Raw genomic sequence first — 19,618 nt, 5'->3', positions numbered from 1 at the left:
TCACGCGTCGGCGTCGTCGGGCCAGCCGTCGCCCGTGCCGCGATGCAGCACGCGGTCGGTGTCGAGCACCGCGCCGGCCGCGAATTCGGGCAGCGCCGCGAGCCGGTCGGCCAGGGCGCGGCCGTCGACGTCGGCGAGCGCGAACAGTTGCGCGAAATCGTCGATCACGAAGTAGGTCTTCTGGAACGTGTCGATCCGGTACTTCGTGCGCATCACGCGCTCGAGATCGAACCCGAGGCGGTTCGGCGCCGCGCTTTCCAGGCTGTACAGGCTTTCGCCCTTGCTCGACACGATCCCGGCGCCGTAGATCGACAGCCCGTCGGTCCCGCGCGGGTCGCGGATCAGCCCGAATTCCACCGTATACCAATAGAGGCGCGCGAGCCGCGCCAGCGCCGCTTCGTCGTCGGCGACCGCGAGCGCGGTGCGGCCGTACGCCTGCATGTAGTCGGCGAACACCGGGTCGATCAGCAGCGGCACGTGGCCGAACAGGTCGTGGAAGCAGTCGGGTTCCTGCAGGTAGTCGAGCTGGTCGGGGCGACGCATCCACCAGGTGACGGGGAAACGCCGGTTCGCGAGGTGCTCGAAGAACACGCGGTCGGGCACGAGGCCCGGTACCGCGACGATTTCCCAGCCGGTCGCGGGCTTCAGCTGGCGATTCACGTCGGCGAACGACGGCACGTGATCGGCCGGCAGCTCGATCTTGCCGAGTCCGGCGACGAACGCGTCGCACGCGCGGCCGCGCAGCAAGGCCGACTGGCGCGCATAGAGCTGCTTCCACACCGCGTGGTCGACCTGGCCGTAGCAGTGCAGCGGCTGGTCGATGGTGAAATCGGCGCGGGTTTCGAGGCCCGCATCGAACTGCTCCTGCAGTTTCGCGGTGACGACGGTGGACATGATCAGGCTCTGCACGCTGTGGGTTGGGACCATGCAAGTGTAGAGCGGGCTGCGCGCGGATTGGGCGCATAGTTGGCGTTGATTTGCCGAATGATGCGATAATCACGCATCAAAACACGAATCAATGCGGAGAAATCTCATGCTGGAACTCGATCACTTCGACCTCGCGCTGCTGGACGTGCTGCAGCGCTTCGGTCGCGCGACGCATCAGCAACTGGGTGAGGAGGTGCCGCTGTCGCCGTCGCAGATCGGCCGGCGGCTGCAGCGGCTCGAGGCGGCCGGCGTGATCGAAGGCTACCGCGTGATGCTGCGCCCCGAAAAGCTCGGGCTCGGCGTGACCGCGTTCACGAGCCTGAAGCTCAAGCATCACGGCGATTCGATCATCGAGCAGTTCCAGCAGCAGATCGACGTGCTGCCCGAAGTGCTCGAATGCCATGCGGTGGTGGGCGATGCCGACTATCTGCTGCGGATCGTCGCGCCGGATCTCAACGCGCTGTCGCAGTTCGTGATGAAGAAGCTGATGCGGGTGCCGGGCGTCGACAGCGTGCGCTCGAACATCGTGCTGACGACCTTCAAGCGCAACGGCGCGCTGCCGCTCGCGCACCTGGCGCCCGGCGCCGCGTGACGGGGCGGCGCCCGCGGGGCCGGCGCCGGCGCTGAAGGCGGCACGCGCGGCGCGCCTTCAGCGGGGCCGGATCAGGCCGTTTCGGGCTGGGCGTCGGCGTTCAGCAGATCGACGTACGCGACCGCGACGAGATCCTCCTGCGCCACGCCGAGCTTCGCGAATACCTCGTGCGCTTCCGCTTCGCCGCCGGCTTCGTCGTCGTCCGGGCCGAGCACGACTTCGAGTTCGATGAAATCGCCGAGCCCGTCGACGCGGTCGAGATGGATGCGCGTGCGGCCCGCGAGGTACACGTGCCGCTCCTTCGTGACGATTCCGCGCGTGGTCAGCGCGGTCGCGAGCAGCGAATGCATCGCGTCGGGGTTCGTCACCGGGCTGCGCGTGTAGTACGACGCCTTCGGGCCATCGCGGTCGTCGCGCTGGTAGAAGATCAGCTCCGCCGGCGTGCCGTCCTCGAAGCGGCGCAGCTTCAGCCGGCCGCGCGGCACGTCGTAGAAGAAATCCTGCTGGCGGTAGAACAACGGCGCTTCGGTCGCGAGTTGAGCCGCCTGTTCGCGCAGCCGGTCGAATTCGCGGGCGCGGGCTTTGATCTCGATGTTGCGGGCCATGCGGGTCTCCTTCAATCGGGGTCTCGCGGTGTGCGAACGCACAATCTAGCAAAAAGCCTGCGATGGTGGCGTGACGAGCGGGCGGGGGCGCGGCGACACGACGCGGGGCGGGCGAGGCGGTGATTCGGCCCGCGACGGCGATCCGCGGGATGCATCACGCACCGATACCCGATGCGCAATCGGCCGCATCGACATCAGCAATGCTCATATCGCCCACTGCGCTTCGATCAGCCGCAACGCGGCCGCGATCGCCGGCTCGTCGCGCCGCTCGGCGAGCGTCACGAACGTCAGTTCGGTCGGCACCGTCACGTGCTCGACGATCGTCAGCGCATGCGCGTGCGCTTCGGCCAGCGCGGTCGAATCGCGTGCGAGCGTCAACCCGATCCCCGATTTGACGAGATCGAGCATCGACTGCTCCTGGTCGACCTCGGCGACCTTCACCGGCTGCGCGCCGGCGTCCGCGAAACGCCGCGACAGCAGCCGGTGGTGCGCGGACGCCGGCGGCGTCCAGATCCACGGCAGCGCGGCGAGCGCCCGCCAGTCGTGCGCGCGCTGCACGCGCTCCTTCCAGCCGGCGGGCGCCAGGACGCGATATTCGAAGCGCGTCAGCGTGACGGTGTGGAACAGCGCTTCGTCGCGCGGCGAGTCCTCTTCGGGACGGCCGATGTAGTAGCCGACGTCGAGCGCCCGCGCACGCACCTGTTCGATCACCCAGCCCGACATCCCGTGCCGCAGCGCGGTCTCGATCTGCGGATGGGTCTCGACCAGCGCACGCAGGAAGCCGCCGAGCCGCAGGAACCCCGGATCGAGGATCGTGCCGATCCGCAGCCGGCCGCGCACCTCGTGCCGCAGTGCGGCGGCGGCGCGTTGCACGTCGGCGGCCGCGGCCAGCGCCCGTTCCGCATGCGGCAGCAGCGTCTGGCCGTCGCGCGTGAGCGCGAGCCCGCGCGACGTGCGTGTGAACAGCGCGACGCCGAGCGTTTCCTGCAGATGCTTGATCTGCAGGCTGACGGCCGGCTGCGTCAGGTGCAGCTGCGCGGCGGCGCGCGTCAGGTTGCCTTCGCGCGCGACCGTCGCGAACGCGCGGAGCAGGGTGAGATCCATCGTCGTGATATGAGCGCGGCTTATAACGCAGTTCAGCATAACTCATTGGATCGGCGCCCGCGCGCGGGAGTACGCTTCATCGGGTCGCGGCGCGCGGCCTTGAGCGCGGCGCGCGACACGACGCACTATGCTGAACATGCGCGCGGCATCGCGCCGCGCGGCGCACAACAAGCAGAAGGGGACACGCCGTGAGTACTCAACGCACGCTCGAGGGCGAATTCGACTACGTGATCGTCGGCGCGGGCACCGCGGGCTGCGTGCTCGCGAACCGCCTGACCGAGGATCCCGACATCAGCGTGCTGCTGCTGGAAGCGGGCGGCAAGGACGACTACCACTGGATTCATATCCCGGTCGGCTATCTGTACTGCATCGGCAACCCGCGCACCGACTGGCTGTACAAGACGCAGCCCGAAGCGGCGCTCAACGGCCGCGCGCTGTCGTATCCGCGCGGCCGCGTGCTCGGCGGCTGCTCGTCGATCAACGGGATGATCTACATGCGCGGCCAGCGCGAGGACTACGATCACTGGGCGCAGGAAACCGGCGACGCCGGCTGGTCGTGGGACAGCGTGCTGCCGATCTTCAAGCGTAGCGAGGATCACCATGCGGGCGCGAGCGACGCGCACGGCGCGGGCGGCTACTGGCGCGTCGAGAAACAGCGGCTGCGCTGGGAGATCCTCGAATCGTTCGCGCAGGCCGCGCAGCAGACGGGCATTCCCGCGACCGACGATTTCAACCGCGGCGACAATGCCGGGGTCGGCTACTTCGAAGTGAACCAGAAGCGCGGCGTGCGCTGGAATACGTCGAAGGGGTTCCTGCGGCCGGCGATGGCGCGCCCGAATCTGACCGTGATCACCGGCGCGCATGCGCAGCGCGTGATTTTCGACGGTCGGCGCGCGGTCGGCGTCGAGTATCGCGGCGGCGGCACCGATTACGTCGCGTGCGCGCGAGCGGAAGTGCTGCTGACGTCGGGCGCGGTGAATTCGCCGCAACTGCTCGAACTGTCGGGCATCGGAGATGGCCGGCGGCTGCAGGCGCTCGGCATCGACGTCGTGCAGGATCTGCCCGGCGTCGGAGAAAACCTGCAGGATCACCTGCAATTGCGCATGGCGTTTCGCGTCGACGGCGTGCGTACGCTCAATACGCTGTCCGCGCACTGGTGGGGCAAGCTGATGATCGGCGCCGAATATGCGCTGCTGCAGCGCGGGCCGATGTCGATGGCGCCGTCGCAGTTGGGCGCATTCGCGAAATCGGATCCGGACGATCCCGCACTCATGCGCCCCGATCTCCAGTATCACGTGCAGCCGCTGTCGCTCGAACGCTTCGGCGAACCGCTGCACCGCTTCAACGCCTTTACGGCGTCGGTTTGCCATTTGCGGCCGACGTCGCGCGGCAGCGTGCACGTGACGAGCGCCGATCCGGGCAGCGCACCGGCGATCGCGCCGAACTATCTGTCGACCGACCACGATCGGCACGTCGCCGCGAACGCGCTGCGCCTCACGCGCCGGATCGCGTCCGCACCGGCGCTTGCGCGCTATCGCCCCGAGGAAATCTTGCCGGGCCCGCAATACCGGACCGAGGCCGAACTGGTCGACGCGGCCGGCGCGGTCGGCACGACGATCTTCCACCCGGTCGGCACGTGCCGGATGGGGCGCGCGGACGACGAACGCGCGGTGGTCGACAGCCGGCTGCGCGTGCGCGGCATCGCCGGGTTGCGGATCGTCGATGCGTCGGTGATGCCGTTCATCACATCGGGCAACACCAATTCGCCGACGTTGATGATCGCCGAGCGCGCGAGCGACATGATTCGTGCCGACCGCCGCGCGGCGCGCGAAGCGACGGCGGTGCGAACCGAGGCCGCGGTGACGGCTGTGTGACGACCCGCTGACACGCATGCCAGCGGGCGGTCATGCGAACGCCCGCTGATTCGCTATGCGAAACAAGCTGCCGTCGCGTCCGTTCGAACGGCAAGATCCCTGCAAGCCGCGTCGTCGCGCGGCTTTTTTTCGTCGAGCGCGCGCGTGCCGGATCCCGCAGCAGGTCAACGCGTGATGATGCACGTGTCAAAAAAGCGCGGTGCAAAACCGCACGCAGTCGCGGCCGATATGGCGGCCAGCCCTATAAGTGCAAATCCCGATGATTGCACTGCACCAACGGCGCGACAATGTTCTGTAATGTGCATACGCGTCGGCGCGGGAGACCAACCCTCGAGGCGTACCACGGCGCCCGGGGGCAGCCCGCTGATCCGCTGACCTGTTCGCGGCCGCCTGCGCCAGGCATCCCGGTGCTTCGCCTGACTTCGTACGGAAGGGAACATGATTCTCGGCGACACGATTCTGGAAACACGCGGACTGACGAAGGAATTCAGGGGCTTCACCGCCGTGAACGGCGTCAACCTGCGTGTGCGGCGCGGTGCGATCCACGCATTGATCGGGCCGAACGGCGCGGGCAAGACCACCTGTTTCAACCTCCTCACCAAATTTCTGACGCCGACGGCCGGCCAGATCGTCTTCAACGGCATCGACATCACCGACGAGCGGCCCGCGCAGGTCGCGCGGCGCGGCATCATCCGCTCGTTCCAGATCTCGGCCGTGTTCCCGCACCTCACCGCGCTGCAGAACGTGCGCATCGGCCTGCAACGCGCGCTCGGCACCGAATTTCATTTCTGGCGCAGCGAGCGCACGCTGAAGCGGCTCGACGATCGCGCGATGGACCTGCTCACGCAGGTCGGCCTCACCGATTTCGCGCACGTGCCGACCGTCGAGCTGGCCTACGGCCGCAAGCGCGCGCTCGAGATCGCGACGACGCTCGCAATGGAGCCCGAACTGATGCTGCTCGACGAGCCGACGCAGGGGATGGGCCATGAGGACGTCGACCGCGTGACCGCGTTGATCAAGAAGGTCGCGAGCGGGCGCACGATCCTGATGGTGGAACACAACATGAACGTGATCGCGGGGATCTCCGACACGATCACCGTCCTGCAACGCGGCGAGGTGCTGGCCGAAGGCTCGTATGCGGAAGTGTCGAAGAATCCGCTCGTCATCGAGGCCTACATGGGCAGCGCCGACGCGGCGCTCGCGGGGGCGCACGCATGAAGCACAGCGAACGGGAGGAACGCGAATTGAGCGGCGTCGAGAGCGGTACGCCTGCGCTGGAGATCACGGGCCTCGAGGCCTGGTACGGGGAATCCCACATCTTGCACGGTGTCGACCTGACGGTGCATCGCGGCGAGGTCGTCACGCTGCTCGGCCGCAACGGCGCGGGCCGCACGACGACGCTGCGCGCGATCATGGGCCTCACGGGCCGCCGCAGCGGGTCGATCAAGGTCGCCGGCCACGAGACGATCGGCCTCGCGACGCACCGCATCGCGCATTACGGCATCGGTTACTGCCCGGAGGAGCGCGGGATCTTCTCGAGCCTGTCGTGCGAGGAGAACCTGATGCTGCCGCCGCTGATCGGGTCGCGCGAACACGCGATGTCGCTCGACGAGATCTACGCGATGTTCCCGAACCTCGCGTCGCGCCGGCAGAGCCAGGGCACGCGGCTGTCCGGTGGCGAGCAGCAGATGCTCGCGGTCGCGCGGATCTTGCGCACCGGCGCGAACCTGCTGCTGCTCGACGAGATTTCCGAGGGCCTCGCGCCGGTGATCGTGCAGGCGCTCGCGCGGATGATCGTCGCGCTGAAGGCGCGCGGCTACACGATCGTGATGGTCGAACAGAATTTCCGCTTCGCCGCGCCGCTCGCCGACCGCTTCTACGTGATGGAGCACGGCAGCATCGTCGAGCATTTCCGCGCGTCCGAACTGGAAGGCAAGATGCCGACGCTGCACGACCTGCTCGGGGTGTGACGCCGCTCCGATTCCCTTGCCGCTGGCCGTGGCGGCCCTCGAACAACCACAACGCATCAGAACAACAGGAGACGTCAATGAAAATGAAGACCCTCGCACAGGCCTGTCTCGCGCTCGCGACCGCCGCGTTCACCGCCGGCGCCGCCCACGCGGCGGATACCGTGAAGATCGGCTTCATCACCGACATGTCGGGGCTTTACGCGGATATCGACGGGCAGGGCGGTCTCGAGGCGATCCGCATGGCGGTCGCGGACTTCGGCGGCAAGGTGCTCGGCAAGCCGATCGAGGTCGTCTATGCCGATCACCAGAACAAGGCCGACATCGCCGCATCGAAGGCGCGCGAATGGATGGACCGCGGCGGCCTCGACCTGCTGGTCGGCGGCACGAACTCGGCCACCGCGCTGTCGATGAACCAGGTCGCGGCCGAGAAGAAGAAGGTCTACATCAACATCGGCGCGGGCGCCGACACGCTGACCAACGAGCAGTGCACGCCGTACACGGTCCACTACGCGTACGACACGATGGCGCTCGCGAAGGGCACCGGGTCGGCGGTGGTGAAGCAGGGCGGCAAGAGCTGGTTCTTCCTGACGGCCGACTACGCGTTCGGCAAGGCGCTCGAGAAGAACACGTCGGACGTCGTGAAGGCGAACGGCGGGCAGGTGCTCGGCGCGGTGCGTCATCCGCTGTCCGCATCGGATTTCTCGTCGTTCCTGCTGCAGGCGCAATCGTCGAAGGCACAGATTCTCGGCCTCGCGAACGCGGGCGGCGACACGATCAACTCGATCAAGGCCGCGAAGGAATTCGGCATCACGAAGACGATGAAGCTCGCCGCGCTGCTGATGTTCATCGACGACGTGCACAGCCTCGGCCTCGAGACGACGCAGGGCCTCGTGCTGACCGACAGCTGGTACTGGAACCGCGACGCGGCGTCGCGCCAGTGGGCGCAGCGCTACTTCGGCAAGATGAAGAAGATGCCGTCGAGCCTGCAGGCGGCCGACTACTCGTCGGTGACGACGTACCTGAAGGCCGTGCAGGCCGCCGGGACGACCGACTCCGACAAGGTGATGGCCGAGCTGAAGAAGATCAAGATCAGCGACTTCTACGCGAAGGGCTACATCCGCCAGGACGGCAGCATGATCCACGACATGTACCTGATGGAAGTGAAGAAGCCGTCGGAATCGAAGGAGCCGTGGGACTACTACAAGGTGCTCGCGACGATTCCGGGCGAACAGGCGTTCGGCACCAAGCAGGAAACGCGCTGCGCGTTGTGGAAGTAAGCGCTGCGTAGCGGCGCGCGCGAGTCGCGCGCCGCGCGGCGGCGGCCGCAGCGACGTGCCTGCTGCGCCGCTCGCGCGCGCAACGGCCGTAAGGTTGCGCACGCAACGAAACTCATTCTGACGGCTAAGTCGATGGAAATCTTTGGCATTCCGTTGCCGGCGATGCTGAGCCAGTTGCTGCTCGGGCTCGTCAACGGCTCGTTCTACGCGATCCTGAGCCTCGGGCTCGCGGTGATCTTCGGGCTGCTCAACGTGATCAACTTCGCGCACGGCGCGCTGTTCATGCTGGGCGCGATGCTCGCGTGGATGGGCCTGTCGTATTTCGGGCTGCCGTACTGGGCGATGCTCGCGCTGGCGCCGCTGATGGTCGGCGCGTTCGGGATCGCGATCGAGCGCTCGATGCTGCGCTGGCTGTACAAGCTCGATCACCTGTACGGGCTGCTGCTCACGTTCGGCCTCACGCTGGTCGTCGAAGGCGTGTTCCGGTCGATCTACGGATCGTCGGGCCAGCCGTACGACGTGCCGTCGCAGTTGTCCGGCGCGACCAACCTCGGCTTCATGTTCCTGCCGAACTATCGCGCCTGGGTCGTCGTCGCGTCGCTCGCGGTGTGCCTCGCGACGTGGTTCGTGATCGAGAAGACGCGGCTCGGCGCGTACCTGCGCGCGGGCACCGAGAACCCGAAGCTCGTCGAGGCGTTCGGCGTGAACGTGCCGATGATGATCACGCTCACCTACGGCTTCGGCGTCGCGCTCGCCGCGTTCGCGGGCGTGCTGGCCGCGCCGGTGATCCAGGTGTCGCCGCTGATGGGCCAGCCGATGATCATCACAGTGTTCGCGGTGGTCGTGATCGGCGGGATGGGCTCGATCCTCGGCTCGATCGTCACGGGCCTGCTGCTCGGCGTGATCGAGGGCTTCACGCGCGTGTTCTATCCCGAAGCGTCGGCCACCGTCGTGTTCGTGATCATGGCGATCGTGCTGCTGTTCCGCCCGGCGGGCCTCTTCGGCAAGGAAAAATGATGCAGAGAAAAGTGCTCTACGGCGTGCTGCTCGCCGCACTGCTCGCCGCGCCGTTCATCGGCGCGTATCCGGTGTTCGTGATGAAGGTGCTCGCGTTCGCGCTGTTCGCGGCCGCGTTCAACCTGCTGATCGGCTATACGGGGCTGCTGTCGTTCGGCCATGCGATGTTCCTCGCGACGGCCGGCTATGCGACCGGCTACTCGATGCAGACGCTCGGTTTCACGCCGGAGCTCGGCGTGCTGGTCGGCACCGTCGCCGCGACGCTGCTCGGGCTCGTCGTCGGGCTGTTCGCGATTCGCCGGCAGGGCATCTACTTCGCGATGATCACGCTCGCGTTCGCGCAGATGGTCTACTTCATCTATCTGCAGGCGCCGTTCACGCACGGCGAGGACGGCCTGCAGGGCGTGCCGCGCGGCCGCCTGTTCGGGCTGCTCGACCTGTCGAACGACGTCGCGCTGTACTACGTCGTGCTGGTGGTGGTCGTGGCCGCGTGCGCGTTCATCGTGCGGGTCGTGCATTCGCCGTTCGGCCAGGTGCTCGTCGCCATCAAGGAGAACGAGGCGCGCGCGATCTCGCTCGGCTACGACACCGACCGCTTCAAGCTGCTCGCGTTCATCCTGTCGGCCGGGCTCGCGGGGCTGGCCGGCTCGCTGAAGGTGCTGGTGCTCGGCTTCGAGACGCTGTCGGACGCGTACTGGACGATGTCGGGCCTCGTCGTGCTGATGACGCTGGTCGGCGGAATGGGCACGCTGTTCGGGCCGTTGCTGGGCGCCGCGCTGATCGTGGCGCTGGAAGACCGGCTCGGCGACATCGGCGAATGGCTCGCGTCGACGACGGGCGTCGCGTGGTTCCATTCGCTCGGCGAATCGGCGACGATCGTCACCGGGCTGATCTTCATCGCGTGCGTGCTGGCATTCCGGCGCGGGATCGTCGGCGAGATGGTCGCGCGGGTCAAGCCGCTCAGGGCCTCGTCATGAGCATGCGGTGCGCGTCGGCGCGCGTTGATGCGAAGCACCATCCGGCACGCCCGGGAAGGGCGTCGCAGCAGGCTCCGGCCGGCGCCGCGCGGCAGGCTGGTGCCCCATTTTCGTGCGGCGATGCACCATAGGGGTAAATGCTAAGTTGTCGTGGTGCTTAAGCCTCTTTAAGATTCACCTTAGTTCTGATGCACCGCGAAACGAATTTGCAGGTGGAGAACGAGGAGACAATCGAGGCACAAAGTGCCCGGACCCCAAAGCGCTGTTGGACGGAATCCAACAGCGCTTTTTCATTTGCGTGCACGGATTCCTTCGATGGTGCATCGGCCCGCGTGACGGCCACTTCCCGCGTTTGCGTTCGCACCGCGTCTTTTCCGCGCTTCGCGCGTCCCCCGTTTTCCGTTTCCGGCGATTCGTTCGCAAACGCTGCGCAGTCCTGCACAGGCGCTTCGGGCTTACCCGGTTGGCGTGCGCGAAATGCGTCCGTTACACTCGGCTTTCGCCGACCGTGCGGTCGGGAAAATGGTCGGCAGTTCTCCTACAAGCACAATGCAGAAGAGGGAGTACGGTTGGATGAGCAGCGCAGCACGGTGGATCGGGGCAGGAGAGGCGGCACGCGCCGTCCGTTCGTCATGGGGTGCGCGGTGGGTCATCGCGGCGTTCCCGAGCCGTTCCGCGGCCCGTATGCGCGTTCCCGCGCCCTCGCGGGTCGTTGCGCTCGCATCGACATCCGCGTTTGCGTCCGTATTCGCATGAGCGGCCGGTTTTTCGATGTTTCACCCGTCGCGGGCCTGGCCGCAGCAGGCCGGTTCGAGCTGCGCGCCGATCATCGATGCAGCCGCAACGATCACTCGCGCGCTCGCGCATTTCTTCGCTTTCTTCATCCTGACGACACCCCCGCTACGCATCGTGACGGTCGAACGATCGTTTGGGCCGGCATGCGGCGCGCGCCCGGCGTGTCACGGGAAAACGAGCATTGGCGGGGTAGGACGAGATAGTTAATTTATTAACTTGTTTTTGGGGACCGGGAGCCGCCCGAGCGACCCGTGGTTTTTTCGAGCAGCGTTTGGAGACAACGTAAATGAAGATGAATCGATGGATGGAGGCCCTGCTTGCCGCGGGCCTCGTGTGTGCGGCGGCTACGGCGTCGGCGCAGGTCAAGATCGGCGTGACGCTGTCGGCCACCGGCCCGGCCGCTTCGCTCGGGATTCCGGAAAAGAACACGATCGCGCTGCTGCCGAAGGAAATCGCGGGCAAGAGCGTGCAGTACATCGTGCTGGACGACGCCTCCGACACGAGCCGCGCGGTGCAGAACGTGCGCAAGCTGATCGACGAGGACCACGTCGACGCGATCATCGGCTCGTCGGTCACGCCGAACTCGCTCGCGATGCTCGACCCCGTGTCGCAGGGCAAGACGCCGACGATCTCGCTCGCGGCGAGCGCGCAGATCATCGCGCCGATGGACGCGAAGCGCGCGTGGATGTTCAAGGTGCCGCAGAACGACCAGCTGATGGCCGACGCGATCGCCGGTTACATGGCGAAGCACGGCGTGAAGACGGTCGGCTTCATCGGTTTCGCCGACGCGTACGGCGACAGCTGGTACAAGACGTTCGACGCGGCGGCCGCGAAGAACGGGCTGAAGCTCGTATCGAACGAGCGCTACAACCGGACCGACGCGTCGGTGATGGGGCAGGTGCTGAAGCTGCTGGGCTCGAACCCGGATGCGGTGCTGATCGCGGGCTCCGGCACGCCGGCGGCGCTGCCGGCCAAGACGCTGAAGGAGCGCGGCTACAAGGGCAAGGTGTACCAGACGCACGGCGTCGCCAACAACGATTTCCTGCGCGTGTGCGGCAAGGATTGCGAAGGCGAGATCCTGCCGGCCGGCCCCGTGCTCGTGACCGACCAGCTGCCCGACTCGAACCCGGTGAAGAAGCCGGCGCTCGGCTACAAGGCCGCGTACGAGAAGGCCTACGGCGCGGGTTCGCTGTCGACGTTCGGCGGTCATGCGTGGGATGCGGGCCTGCTGCTGCAGCGGGCGATCCCGGAAGCGCTGAAGAAGGGTCAGCCGGGCACCGAGGCGTTCCGCGAAGCGCTGCGCGCGTCGCTCGAAAGCGTGAAGGATCTGCCCGTGTCGCACGGCGTGATCAACATGACGGCGACCGATCATAACGGCTTCGACACGCGTGCGCGCGTGATGGTGCAGATCGTCGACGGCAAGTGGAAGCTGCAGGCCGAGTAAGCGCAAGCATCACGTGAAACCGGCGTGCGCGGCGCGAACGGCGCCGCGTGTGCCGTCGGCAGGGTAGCGCGCCTGACGGCCGCACCCGTGCCGCCTGGAACCACCGGGGCCCGCCGCATGGCGCGCGACGTGCCGATCGCGTCGCGCGCGTCCCGGCCGTTTCCGCCTTTCGTTTCTCCGCAGCCTTCTCTCGATACACGAAACGTATGGATCTCTCGATTGCGGCGATCCTCGCGCAAGACGGCATCACGACCGGCGCCATTTATGCATTGTTGTCGCTGGCGCTCGTCCTGGTGTTTTCCGTCACGCGGGTGATCTTCATTCCCCAGGGCGAGTTCGTCGCCTACGGTGCGCTGACGCTGGCCGCGTTGCAGGCGCAGAAATTCCCCGCCACCTGCTGGCTGCTGTTCGCGATGGGCATCGCGTGCTTCCTGCTCGAAGTCGGTAGCCTGATCCGGCATCGTGAACGCCGCCATCAGCTCGGCCGCACGCTCGCGACGCTCGCCAGCCGCTACATCCTGCTGCCGCTCGCGGTGTTCGCGATCACGCGCAGCTTTGCCGCGCAACCGATGCCGATGCTCGCGCAGATCGCACTGACGCTCGCGATCGTCGTGCCGATGGGGCCGTTCGTCTACCGGCTCGTGTACCAGCCGATCGCCGAAGGCACGACGCTGCTGCTGCTGATCGTGTCGGTCGCCGTCCATTTCGCGATGGTCGGTCTCGGCCTCGTGATGTTCGGCGCGGAAGGCTCGCGCACCAACGCGTTCTCGGACGCGTCGCTCGCGATCGGCAGCATGACGGTGTCGGTGCAGAGCATCCTCGTCGTCGTCACGGCGCTCGTGTTGATCGGTGCGCTCTACGTGTACTTCGGCCGCACGATCGCGGGCAAGGCGCTGCGCGCGACGTCGGTGAACCGGCTCGGGGCGCGGCTCGTCGGCATCGGCACCACCGAAGCGGGGCGGCTTGCATTCACGTTCGCGGCGGGGCTCGGCGTGCTGTCCGGGATCCTCGTCGGTCCGCTGACGACAATCTACTACGACTCGGGCTTCCTGATCGGCCTGAAGGGCTTCGTCGGCGCGATCATCGGCGGGCTCGTCAGCTATCCGCTCGCGGCCGCCGGCTCGCTGCTGGTCGGCGTGCTCGAATCCTATTCGTCGTTCTGGGCGAGCGCATACAAGGAGGTGATCGTGTTCACGCTGATCATTCCGGTGCTGCTGTGGCGGAGCTTCGTGACGCCGCATGCGGAAGAGGAAGAGGAGTGACGCGATGAAGACGATGGTACGCAACAAGACCTTCTGGGTGTTTCTCGTGGTGCTGTTCGCGCTGCCGGTGCTGCCCGGCGCGCTGCAGGTGCCCGAGTACTGGATCACGCTGCTGAACTACATCGGCCTGTATGCGATCGTCGCGATCGGGCTCGTGCTGCTGACGGGCGTCGGCGGGATGACGAGCTTCGGGCAGGCCGCGTTCGTCGGCATCGGCGCGTATGCGACCGCGTTCCTGACGACGCGGTACGGCGTGTCGCCGTGGCTCGCGCTGATCGTCGGCGTCGTGCTGACGGCGCTGGTCGCGCTCGTGCTGGGCGCCGTGACGATGCGGCTGTCCGGGCACTTCCTGCCGCTCGGCACGATCGCGTGGGGACTCGCGCTGTTCTACCTGTTCGGCAACCTCGAACTGCTCGGCAAGTACGACGGGATCAACGGGATTCCGGCGCTGAACCTGTTCGGCATCGAGCTCGAAAGCGGTCGCAGCCTGTATTTCCTGATCTGGGCCGTGGTGCTGGCCGCGATCGTGTCGGTGCAGAACCTGCTGAACAGCCGTCCGGGTCGCGCGATCCGCGCGCTGCGCGGCGGCGGCGTGATGGCCGAGGCGATGGGCGTGAACACCGCGTGGATGCGCGTCGTGATCTTCGTCTACGCGGCCGTGCTCGCTGCCGTATCGGGCTTTCTGTACGCGCATCTGCAGCGCGCGGTGAACCCGACTCCGTTCGGCCTGAACCACGGGATCGAATTCCTGTTCATGGCCGTGGTGGGCGGCGTGTCGCACGTGTGGGGCGCGGTGCTCGGCGCCGCGATCCTGACCGTGCTGCAGGACTATCTGCAGACACTGCTGCCGAAGCTGCTCGGTTCGGAAGGCAACTTCGAGATCATCGTGTTCGGCGTGCTGATGGTGCTGCTGCTGCAGTACGCGCGCCAGGGCGTATGGCCGTTCGTCGCGAAGCTGTTCCCGCGCGGGCCGCGCGCGCATGTGCCGGAGCAGGCCGACCCGCTGCCGCAGCGCGCGAAGCCCGTGGCCGGCGAGCCGCTGCTCGTCGTCGACAACGCACGCAAGCAATTTGGCGGGCTGGTGGCCGTCAACGACGTCAGCTTCGACGTGAAAGCGGGGCAGATCATCGGGCTGATCGGCCCGAACGGCGCAGGCAAGTCGACCACGTTCAACCTCGTGACCGGCGTGCTGAAGCCGACCGGCGGAGCGATCACGTTCCGTGGCGAACGCATCGACGGGCTGACGTCGCGTCAGATCGTCCGCCGCGGCATCGGCCGCACGTTCCAGCACGTGAAGCTGCTGCCGGCGATGACGGTGCTCGAGAACGTCGCGATCGGCGCCCATCTGCGTGGCCACACGGGCGTGTGGCGCAGCATCGCGCGGCTCAATGCGCACGAGGAAGCGCAGTTGCTGGCCGAAGCCGCGCGCCAGATCCGCCGCGTCGGGCTGGAAAAGCACATGTACGACGAAGCGGGCAGCCTCGCGCTCGGCCAGCAGCGGATCCTCGAAATCGCGCGGGCGCTGTGCTGCGATCCGACGTTGCTGCTGCTCGACGAGCCGGCCGCCGGGCTGCGTTACCAGGAGAAGCAGCAACTCGCCGACCTGCTGCGGCGGCTGAAGGCCGAAGGGATGAGTGTGTTGCTCGTGGAACACGACATGGATTTCGTGATGAACCTCACCGACCGGCTGGTGGTGATGGAATTCGGCACGCGGATCGCGGAAGGGCTGCCGCAGGATGTGCAGCAGGACCCGGCCGTACTCGAAGCGTATCTGGGCGGGGTGGAGTGATGACGGACACGACGATGCCGATTCTTGAAGTACGCGGATTGGCGGTGCGGTACGGAAAGGTGGAGGCGCTGCACGGCGCGGCCATCAAGGTCGGGGCGGGACAGATCGTCAGCGTGATCGGCCCGAACGGCGCCGGTAAGTCGACGCTGCTGAACGCGATCATGGGGGCGCTGCCGGTAACGGGGCACGCGTCCGGCGCGATCGTGTATCGCGGCAACGACGTCGGCGCATTGCCCGTCGAGCAGCGCGTCGCACGCGGGATGTGCCTCGTACCGGAGAAACGCGAGCTGTTCAGCACGATGACGGTCGAGGACAACCTCGTATTGGGCGCATATCGGCGCAAGCAGGCCGGGGAAGCGAACTTCCTCGATCAGCTCGATCACGTGTTCGCGCTGTTCCCGCGGCTGAAGGAGCGGCGCCGGCAGGCGGCCGGCACGCTGTCCGGTGGCGAGCGGCAGATGCTGGCGGTCGGCCGTGCGCTGATGGGCAAACCCGATCTGCTGATGCTCGACGAGCCGAGCCTCGGGCTGGCGCCGCTGATCGTGAAAGAGATCTTTCATATCATCAGCGCGTTGCGCGGCACCGGCGTGGCGACGCTGCTGATCGAGCAGAACGCACGGGCGGCGCTGCAGATCTCCGATTACGGTTATGTGCTGGAGACGGGCGAGTTTGCACTGGAAGGGCCGGCGGCCGAACTCGCGCAGAATCCGCGTGTGATCGAAACGTACCTCGGGCTGGCGAAGAAGACGGCTTGATTGTTGGCTCGGGGGGCGGGAAACGGACGGCGTGTTTCACGTGAAACACGCCGTTTTTGTTTTGGGGCTGGGCCGGGTTTCGATGCGTCGACGATTCTGGCCCGGCGGATAAGTCGCGCCGGAATAGTGGGAAGCTCTGTGCGGTGCTGCGCTTGCTTGTTCCACAGGCCGATGATGTGGCGCGCTTCAGTGGATAAGCATGGGGACGACCGACAGAAATGCTGTGTGGTGATGGGCACAGGATGTCGGGTCTGGCGTGTTGCGCTGGTCCACAGGCATTGGCCAGTTAACGAGTTCCACACATGCTGACGCGACTATCAACCAGAGCTTTTGCACAGGCACGACGATGTGCGTTGAATCGCTCGTAGGCATCGCCGAAGTACGCCTACCAAGGCATTTCACCGGTCCTCAGCCAAAAAATCGCCGAAATGCACAGACCCTACCATTCGGACGGCCTTCGGGTGAAAAGCGAACCCGCTATAATTCGGCCCATACATTTCTCTGATAGGTTCGTGCGCAGCTCTGCGTACGGAATCCACCATGCTTTTTCCCACAGAATTTGACGTCATCGTCGTCGGTGGCGGTCATGCCGGCACGGAAGCCGCGCTGGCGTCCGCCCGCATGGGCGCAAAGACACTGCTGCTGACCCACAACATCGAAACGCTTGGGCAGATGAGCTGCAATCCGTCGATCGGCGGCATTGGCAAGGGCCATCTGGTCAAGGAAGTCGACGCACTGGGCGGCGCAATGGCCGCCGCGACGGACGAAAGCGGTATTCAGTTCCGGATCCTCAATTCATCGAAGGGCCCGGCCGTACGCGCGACCCGCGCACAGGCGGATCGCATCCTGTACAAGGCCGCAATCCGCCATCGGCTCGAAAATCAGCCGAACCTATGGCTGTTCCAACAGGCCGTCGACGACCTGATGGTCGAAGGCGACCGCGTGGTCGGCGCCGTCACGCAGATCGGCATCCGCTTTCGCGCGCGCGCGGTCGTGCTGACGGCCGGTACGTTCCTCGACGGCAAGATCCACGTCGGCCTGAACAACTACACGGGCGGCCGCGCGGGTGATCCGGCGGCCGTGTCGCTGTCGTCGCGCCTGAAGGAGCTGAAGCTGCCGCAGGGCCGCCTGAAGACCGGTACGCCGCCGCGTATCGACGGGCGCACGATCGACTTCTCGAAGCTCGACGAGCAGCCGGGCGACCTCGATCCGATCCCCGTGTTCTCGTTCCTGGGCCGCGCGGAGCAGCATCCGCAGCAGCTGCCGTGCTGGGTCACGCATACGAACGAGCGCACGCACGACATCATTCGCGGCGGTCTCGACCGTTCGCCTATGTATACAGGCGTGATCGAAGGTGTCGGGCCGCGCTATTGCCCGTCGATCGAGGACAAGATCCACCGGTTTGCATCGAAGGAATCGCACCAGATCTTCCTGGAACCGGAAGGGCTGACGACCAACGAGTTCTACCCGAACGGGATCTCGACGAGCCTGCCGTTCGATGTCCAGCTCGAGCTCGTGCATTCGATGCGCGGCCTCGAGAACGCGCACATCCTGCGTCCCGGCTACGCGATCGAGTATGACTACTTCGACCCGCGCGCGCTGAAGGCGTCGCTCGAGACGAAGGCGATCAACGGGCTGTTTTTTGCGGGCCAGATCAACGGCACGACCGGCTACGAAGAGGCGGCCGCGCAGGGTCTGCTGGCCGGCCTCAATGCAGGCCGTTACGTGCAGGAGAAGGAGGCATGGTGCCCGCGGCGCGACCAGGCCTATCTGGGCGTGCTGGTCGACGATCTCGTTACGCGCGGTGTGGCCGAGCCGTACCGGATGTTCACGAGTCGCGCCGAGTATCGCCTGAGCCTGCGCGAAGATAATGCCGACATGCGCTTGACCGAAATCGGCCGCGAACTGGGGCTGGTCGACGACGCGCGCTGGGACGCCTTCAGCCGGAAACGCGACGCTGTTTCACGTGAAACCGAACGCCTGAAGTCGACCTGGGTCACGCCGAAGACGCTGCCGGCAGAAGAGGCGACCGCGTTGCTCGGCAAGGCGATCGATCACGAATACAGCCTCGCCGAGCTGCTGCGCCGCCCGGGTGTGAGCTACGACGGCGTATGCGGACTGAAGGGCGGCGAGTGCGGCCCCGCGGAGCCGCTGACGGACGATCCGGTGCTGCTCGAACAGATCAAGGAACAGGTCGAGATCGGCATCAAGTATCAGGGCTATATCGAGCGCCAGGCGTCCGAAATCGAGCGCAACGATGCGAACGAGAACACGCGCCTGCCGGACGGTATCGATTACCGTGAAGTCCGCGGCCTGTCGTTCGAGGTGAGCCAGAAGCTCAACGAGTTCCGGCCGGAAACGATCGGGCAAGCGTCGCGTATCTCGGGCGTCACGCCGGCGGCCATCTCGCTGCTGATGGTGCACCTGAAGCGGCGCGGCCTGGGCCGCCGCAACGGCACGGCCGCAGAGGCCGCGGAGCAGGGGGGCGGTACCGTCCCGACGCAACAATGACGGCGCGTCGCGCGCCGGCGGTTAATCGGGACGTACTGGAACAGATGCTCGTCGAAGGCACGGCGGCGCTCGACCTCACGCTGACGGATGCGCAACGCAACCAGCTGCTCGACTACGTCGCGCTGCTCGGCAAGTGGAACGCGGTCTACAACCTGACCGCGATCCGCGACCCGAAGCAGATGCTGATCCAGCACATCCTCGATTCGCTTTCCATCGTCCCGCATCTGCGTGGTCGTACGTCGGCGCGCGTGCTCGACGTCGGCTCGGGCGGCGGGCTGCCCGGTATCGTGCTGGCGATCGTCGAGCCGGGCTGGCAGGTCACGCTGAACGATATCGTGCAGAAGAAGTCTGCCTTCCAGACGCAGATGCGCGCGGAGCTGAAGCTGGTGAACCTGTCGGTGGTCACCGGGCGGGTCGAATCGCTGCAGCCGGGTGTCGAAGTGCCGGAAAAATTCGACATGATCGTATCCCGCGCTTTCGCGGATCTATCCGACTTCGTTAAACTTGCTCGACATCTGGTCGCGCCGGGTGGTTCGATCTGGGCGATGAAGGGCGTTCACCCGGACGACGAGATTGCGCGGTTGCCGGAAGGCAGCCACGTCAAGCAGACGATCCGGCTGGCGGTGCCGATGCTCGATGCGGAGCGGCATCTGTTCGAAGTGGCCGTCGACGACGCGAATTGAAGGCGCGCGGTAGCGCGCCGTTTGTTTGAAGGTAAA

The 19,618-nt window shown here is 66.4% G+C and carries 16 protein-coding genes; 13 read left to right on the top strand and 3 right to left on the bottom strand.

Features of this window, described 5'->3' with window-relative positions; all coding sequences use genetic code 11:
* Positions 1-894: a phenylalanine 4-monooxygenase gene (gene phhA / locus DTA15_RS18065; protein ID WP_012492238.1), complete on the bottom strand. Its 894-nt coding sequence runs from the start codon at positions 892-894 to the stop codon at positions 1-3.
* Positions 895-1,033: 139 nt separating this feature from the next.
* Between phhA and DTA15_RS18060 the strand changes: the two genes are divergently transcribed.
* Positions 1,034-1,519 (top strand): Lrp/AsnC family transcriptional regulator, encoded by a 486-nt coding sequence (locus tag DTA15_RS18060; protein WP_006408082.1) that lies wholly within the window; start codon positions 1,034-1,036, stop codon positions 1,517-1,519.
* 71 nt (positions 1,520-1,590) lie between these two features.
* Here the strand turns inward: DTA15_RS18060 and DTA15_RS18055 are convergent, their stop codons facing one another.
* Both DTA15_RS18055 and DTA15_RS18050 read right to left on the bottom strand, forming a co-directional pair.
* Positions 1,591-2,124, bottom strand: a complete 534-nt coding sequence (locus DTA15_RS18055) for a class IV adenylate cyclase (RefSeq protein ID WP_006482724.1) — start codon at positions 2,122-2,124, stop codon at positions 1,591-1,593.
* Positions 2,125-2,328: 204 nt separating this feature from the next.
* A complete protein-coding gene (locus tag DTA15_RS18050) occupies positions 2,329-3,228 on the bottom strand; it encodes a LysR family transcriptional regulator (RefSeq protein WP_012492239.1) in 900 nt (299 codons plus the stop codon).
* Between the two features lie 188 nt (positions 3,229-3,416).
* Between DTA15_RS18050 and DTA15_RS18045 the strand changes: the two genes are divergently transcribed.
* The 12 genes from DTA15_RS18045 to rsmG all read left to right on the top strand — a co-directional run bounded on the left by DTA15_RS18045 (position 3,417) and on the right by rsmG (position 19,582).
* Positions 3,417-5,102 carry a GMC family oxidoreductase gene (locus tag DTA15_RS18045; protein ID WP_006482708.1) on the top strand — a complete coding sequence of 562 codons (1,686 nt, stop codon included), beginning with the start codon at positions 3,417-3,419 and terminating at the stop codon, positions 5,100-5,102.
* A 438-nt stretch (positions 5,103-5,540) separates the two neighbouring features.
* Positions 5,541-6,320: an ABC transporter ATP-binding protein gene (locus tag DTA15_RS18040; protein WP_006477266.1), complete on the top strand. Its 780-nt coding sequence runs from the start codon at positions 5,541-5,543 to the stop codon at positions 6,318-6,320.
* Positions 6,317-7,072 carry an ABC transporter ATP-binding protein gene (locus DTA15_RS18035; protein WP_006482721.1) on the top strand — a complete coding sequence of 252 codons (756 nt, stop codon included), beginning with the start codon at positions 6,317-6,319 and terminating at the stop codon, positions 7,070-7,072. Before DTA15_RS18040 ends, DTA15_RS18035 begins: the two co-directional genes overlap by 4 nt.
* A 77-nt stretch (positions 7,073-7,149) precedes the next feature.
* Complete coding sequence (locus DTA15_RS18030) at positions 7,150-8,349, top strand: ABC transporter substrate-binding protein (protein ID WP_006482735.1); 1,200 nt, start codon at positions 7,150-7,152, stop codon at positions 8,347-8,349.
* Positions 8,350-8,481: 132 nt separating this feature from the next.
* Entirely contained in the window at positions 8,482-9,366 is an 885-nt protein-coding gene (locus DTA15_RS18025; RefSeq protein ID WP_006482704.1) for a branched-chain amino acid ABC transporter permease, read from the top strand.
* On the top strand, positions 9,366-10,343 hold the full coding sequence (locus DTA15_RS18020; RefSeq protein WP_006482714.1) for a branched-chain amino acid ABC transporter permease: 978 nt from the start codon (positions 9,366-9,368) through the stop codon (positions 10,341-10,343). Before DTA15_RS18025 ends, DTA15_RS18020 begins: the two co-directional genes overlap by 1 nt.
* 1,081 nt (positions 10,344-11,424) lie before the next feature.
* Positions 11,425-12,582, top strand: coding sequence for an ABC transporter substrate-binding protein (locus DTA15_RS18015; protein ID WP_006482734.1), 1,158 nt, complete (start codon positions 11,425-11,427; stop codon positions 12,580-12,582).
* Between the two features lie 206 nt (positions 12,583-12,788).
* Entirely contained in the window at positions 12,789-13,844 is a 1,056-nt protein-coding gene (locus DTA15_RS18010; RefSeq protein WP_006482706.1) for a branched-chain amino acid ABC transporter permease, read from the top strand.
* Between the two features lie 4 nt (positions 13,845-13,848).
* Entirely contained in the window at positions 13,849-15,633 is a 1,785-nt protein-coding gene (locus DTA15_RS18005) for a branched-chain amino acid ABC transporter ATP-binding protein/permease (protein WP_006491417.1), read from the top strand.
* On the top strand, positions 15,633-16,388 hold the full coding sequence (locus DTA15_RS18000; RefSeq protein ID WP_034178373.1) for an ABC transporter ATP-binding protein: 756 nt from the start codon (positions 15,633-15,635) through the stop codon (positions 16,386-16,388). The genes DTA15_RS18005 and DTA15_RS18000 overlap by 1 nt, the downstream gene beginning before the upstream one ends.
* 540 nt (positions 16,389-16,928) lie before the next feature.
* Entirely contained in the window at positions 16,929-18,899 is a 1,971-nt protein-coding gene (gene mnmG, locus DTA15_RS17995) for a tRNA uridine-5-carboxymethylaminomethyl(34) synthesis enzyme MnmG (RefSeq protein ID WP_006482726.1), read from the top strand.
* Positions 18,896-19,582, top strand: coding sequence for a 16S rRNA (guanine(527)-N(7))-methyltransferase RsmG (gene rsmG / locus DTA15_RS17990; RefSeq protein ID WP_012492241.1), 687 nt, complete (start codon positions 18,896-18,898; stop codon positions 19,580-19,582). Before mnmG ends, rsmG begins: the two co-directional genes overlap by 4 nt.
* Positions 19,583-19,618 lie beyond the last annotated feature (36 nt).

Origin of the sequence: Burkholderia cenocepacia, assembly GCF_900446215.1 — a bacterium.
Classification (GTDB): Bacteria; Pseudomonadota; Gammaproteobacteria; order Burkholderiales; family Burkholderiaceae; genus Burkholderia; species Burkholderia cenocepacia.
The sequence above is the reverse complement of the archived record's forward strand: the minus strand, read 5'-3'. Positions and strand labels throughout refer to the sequence as shown.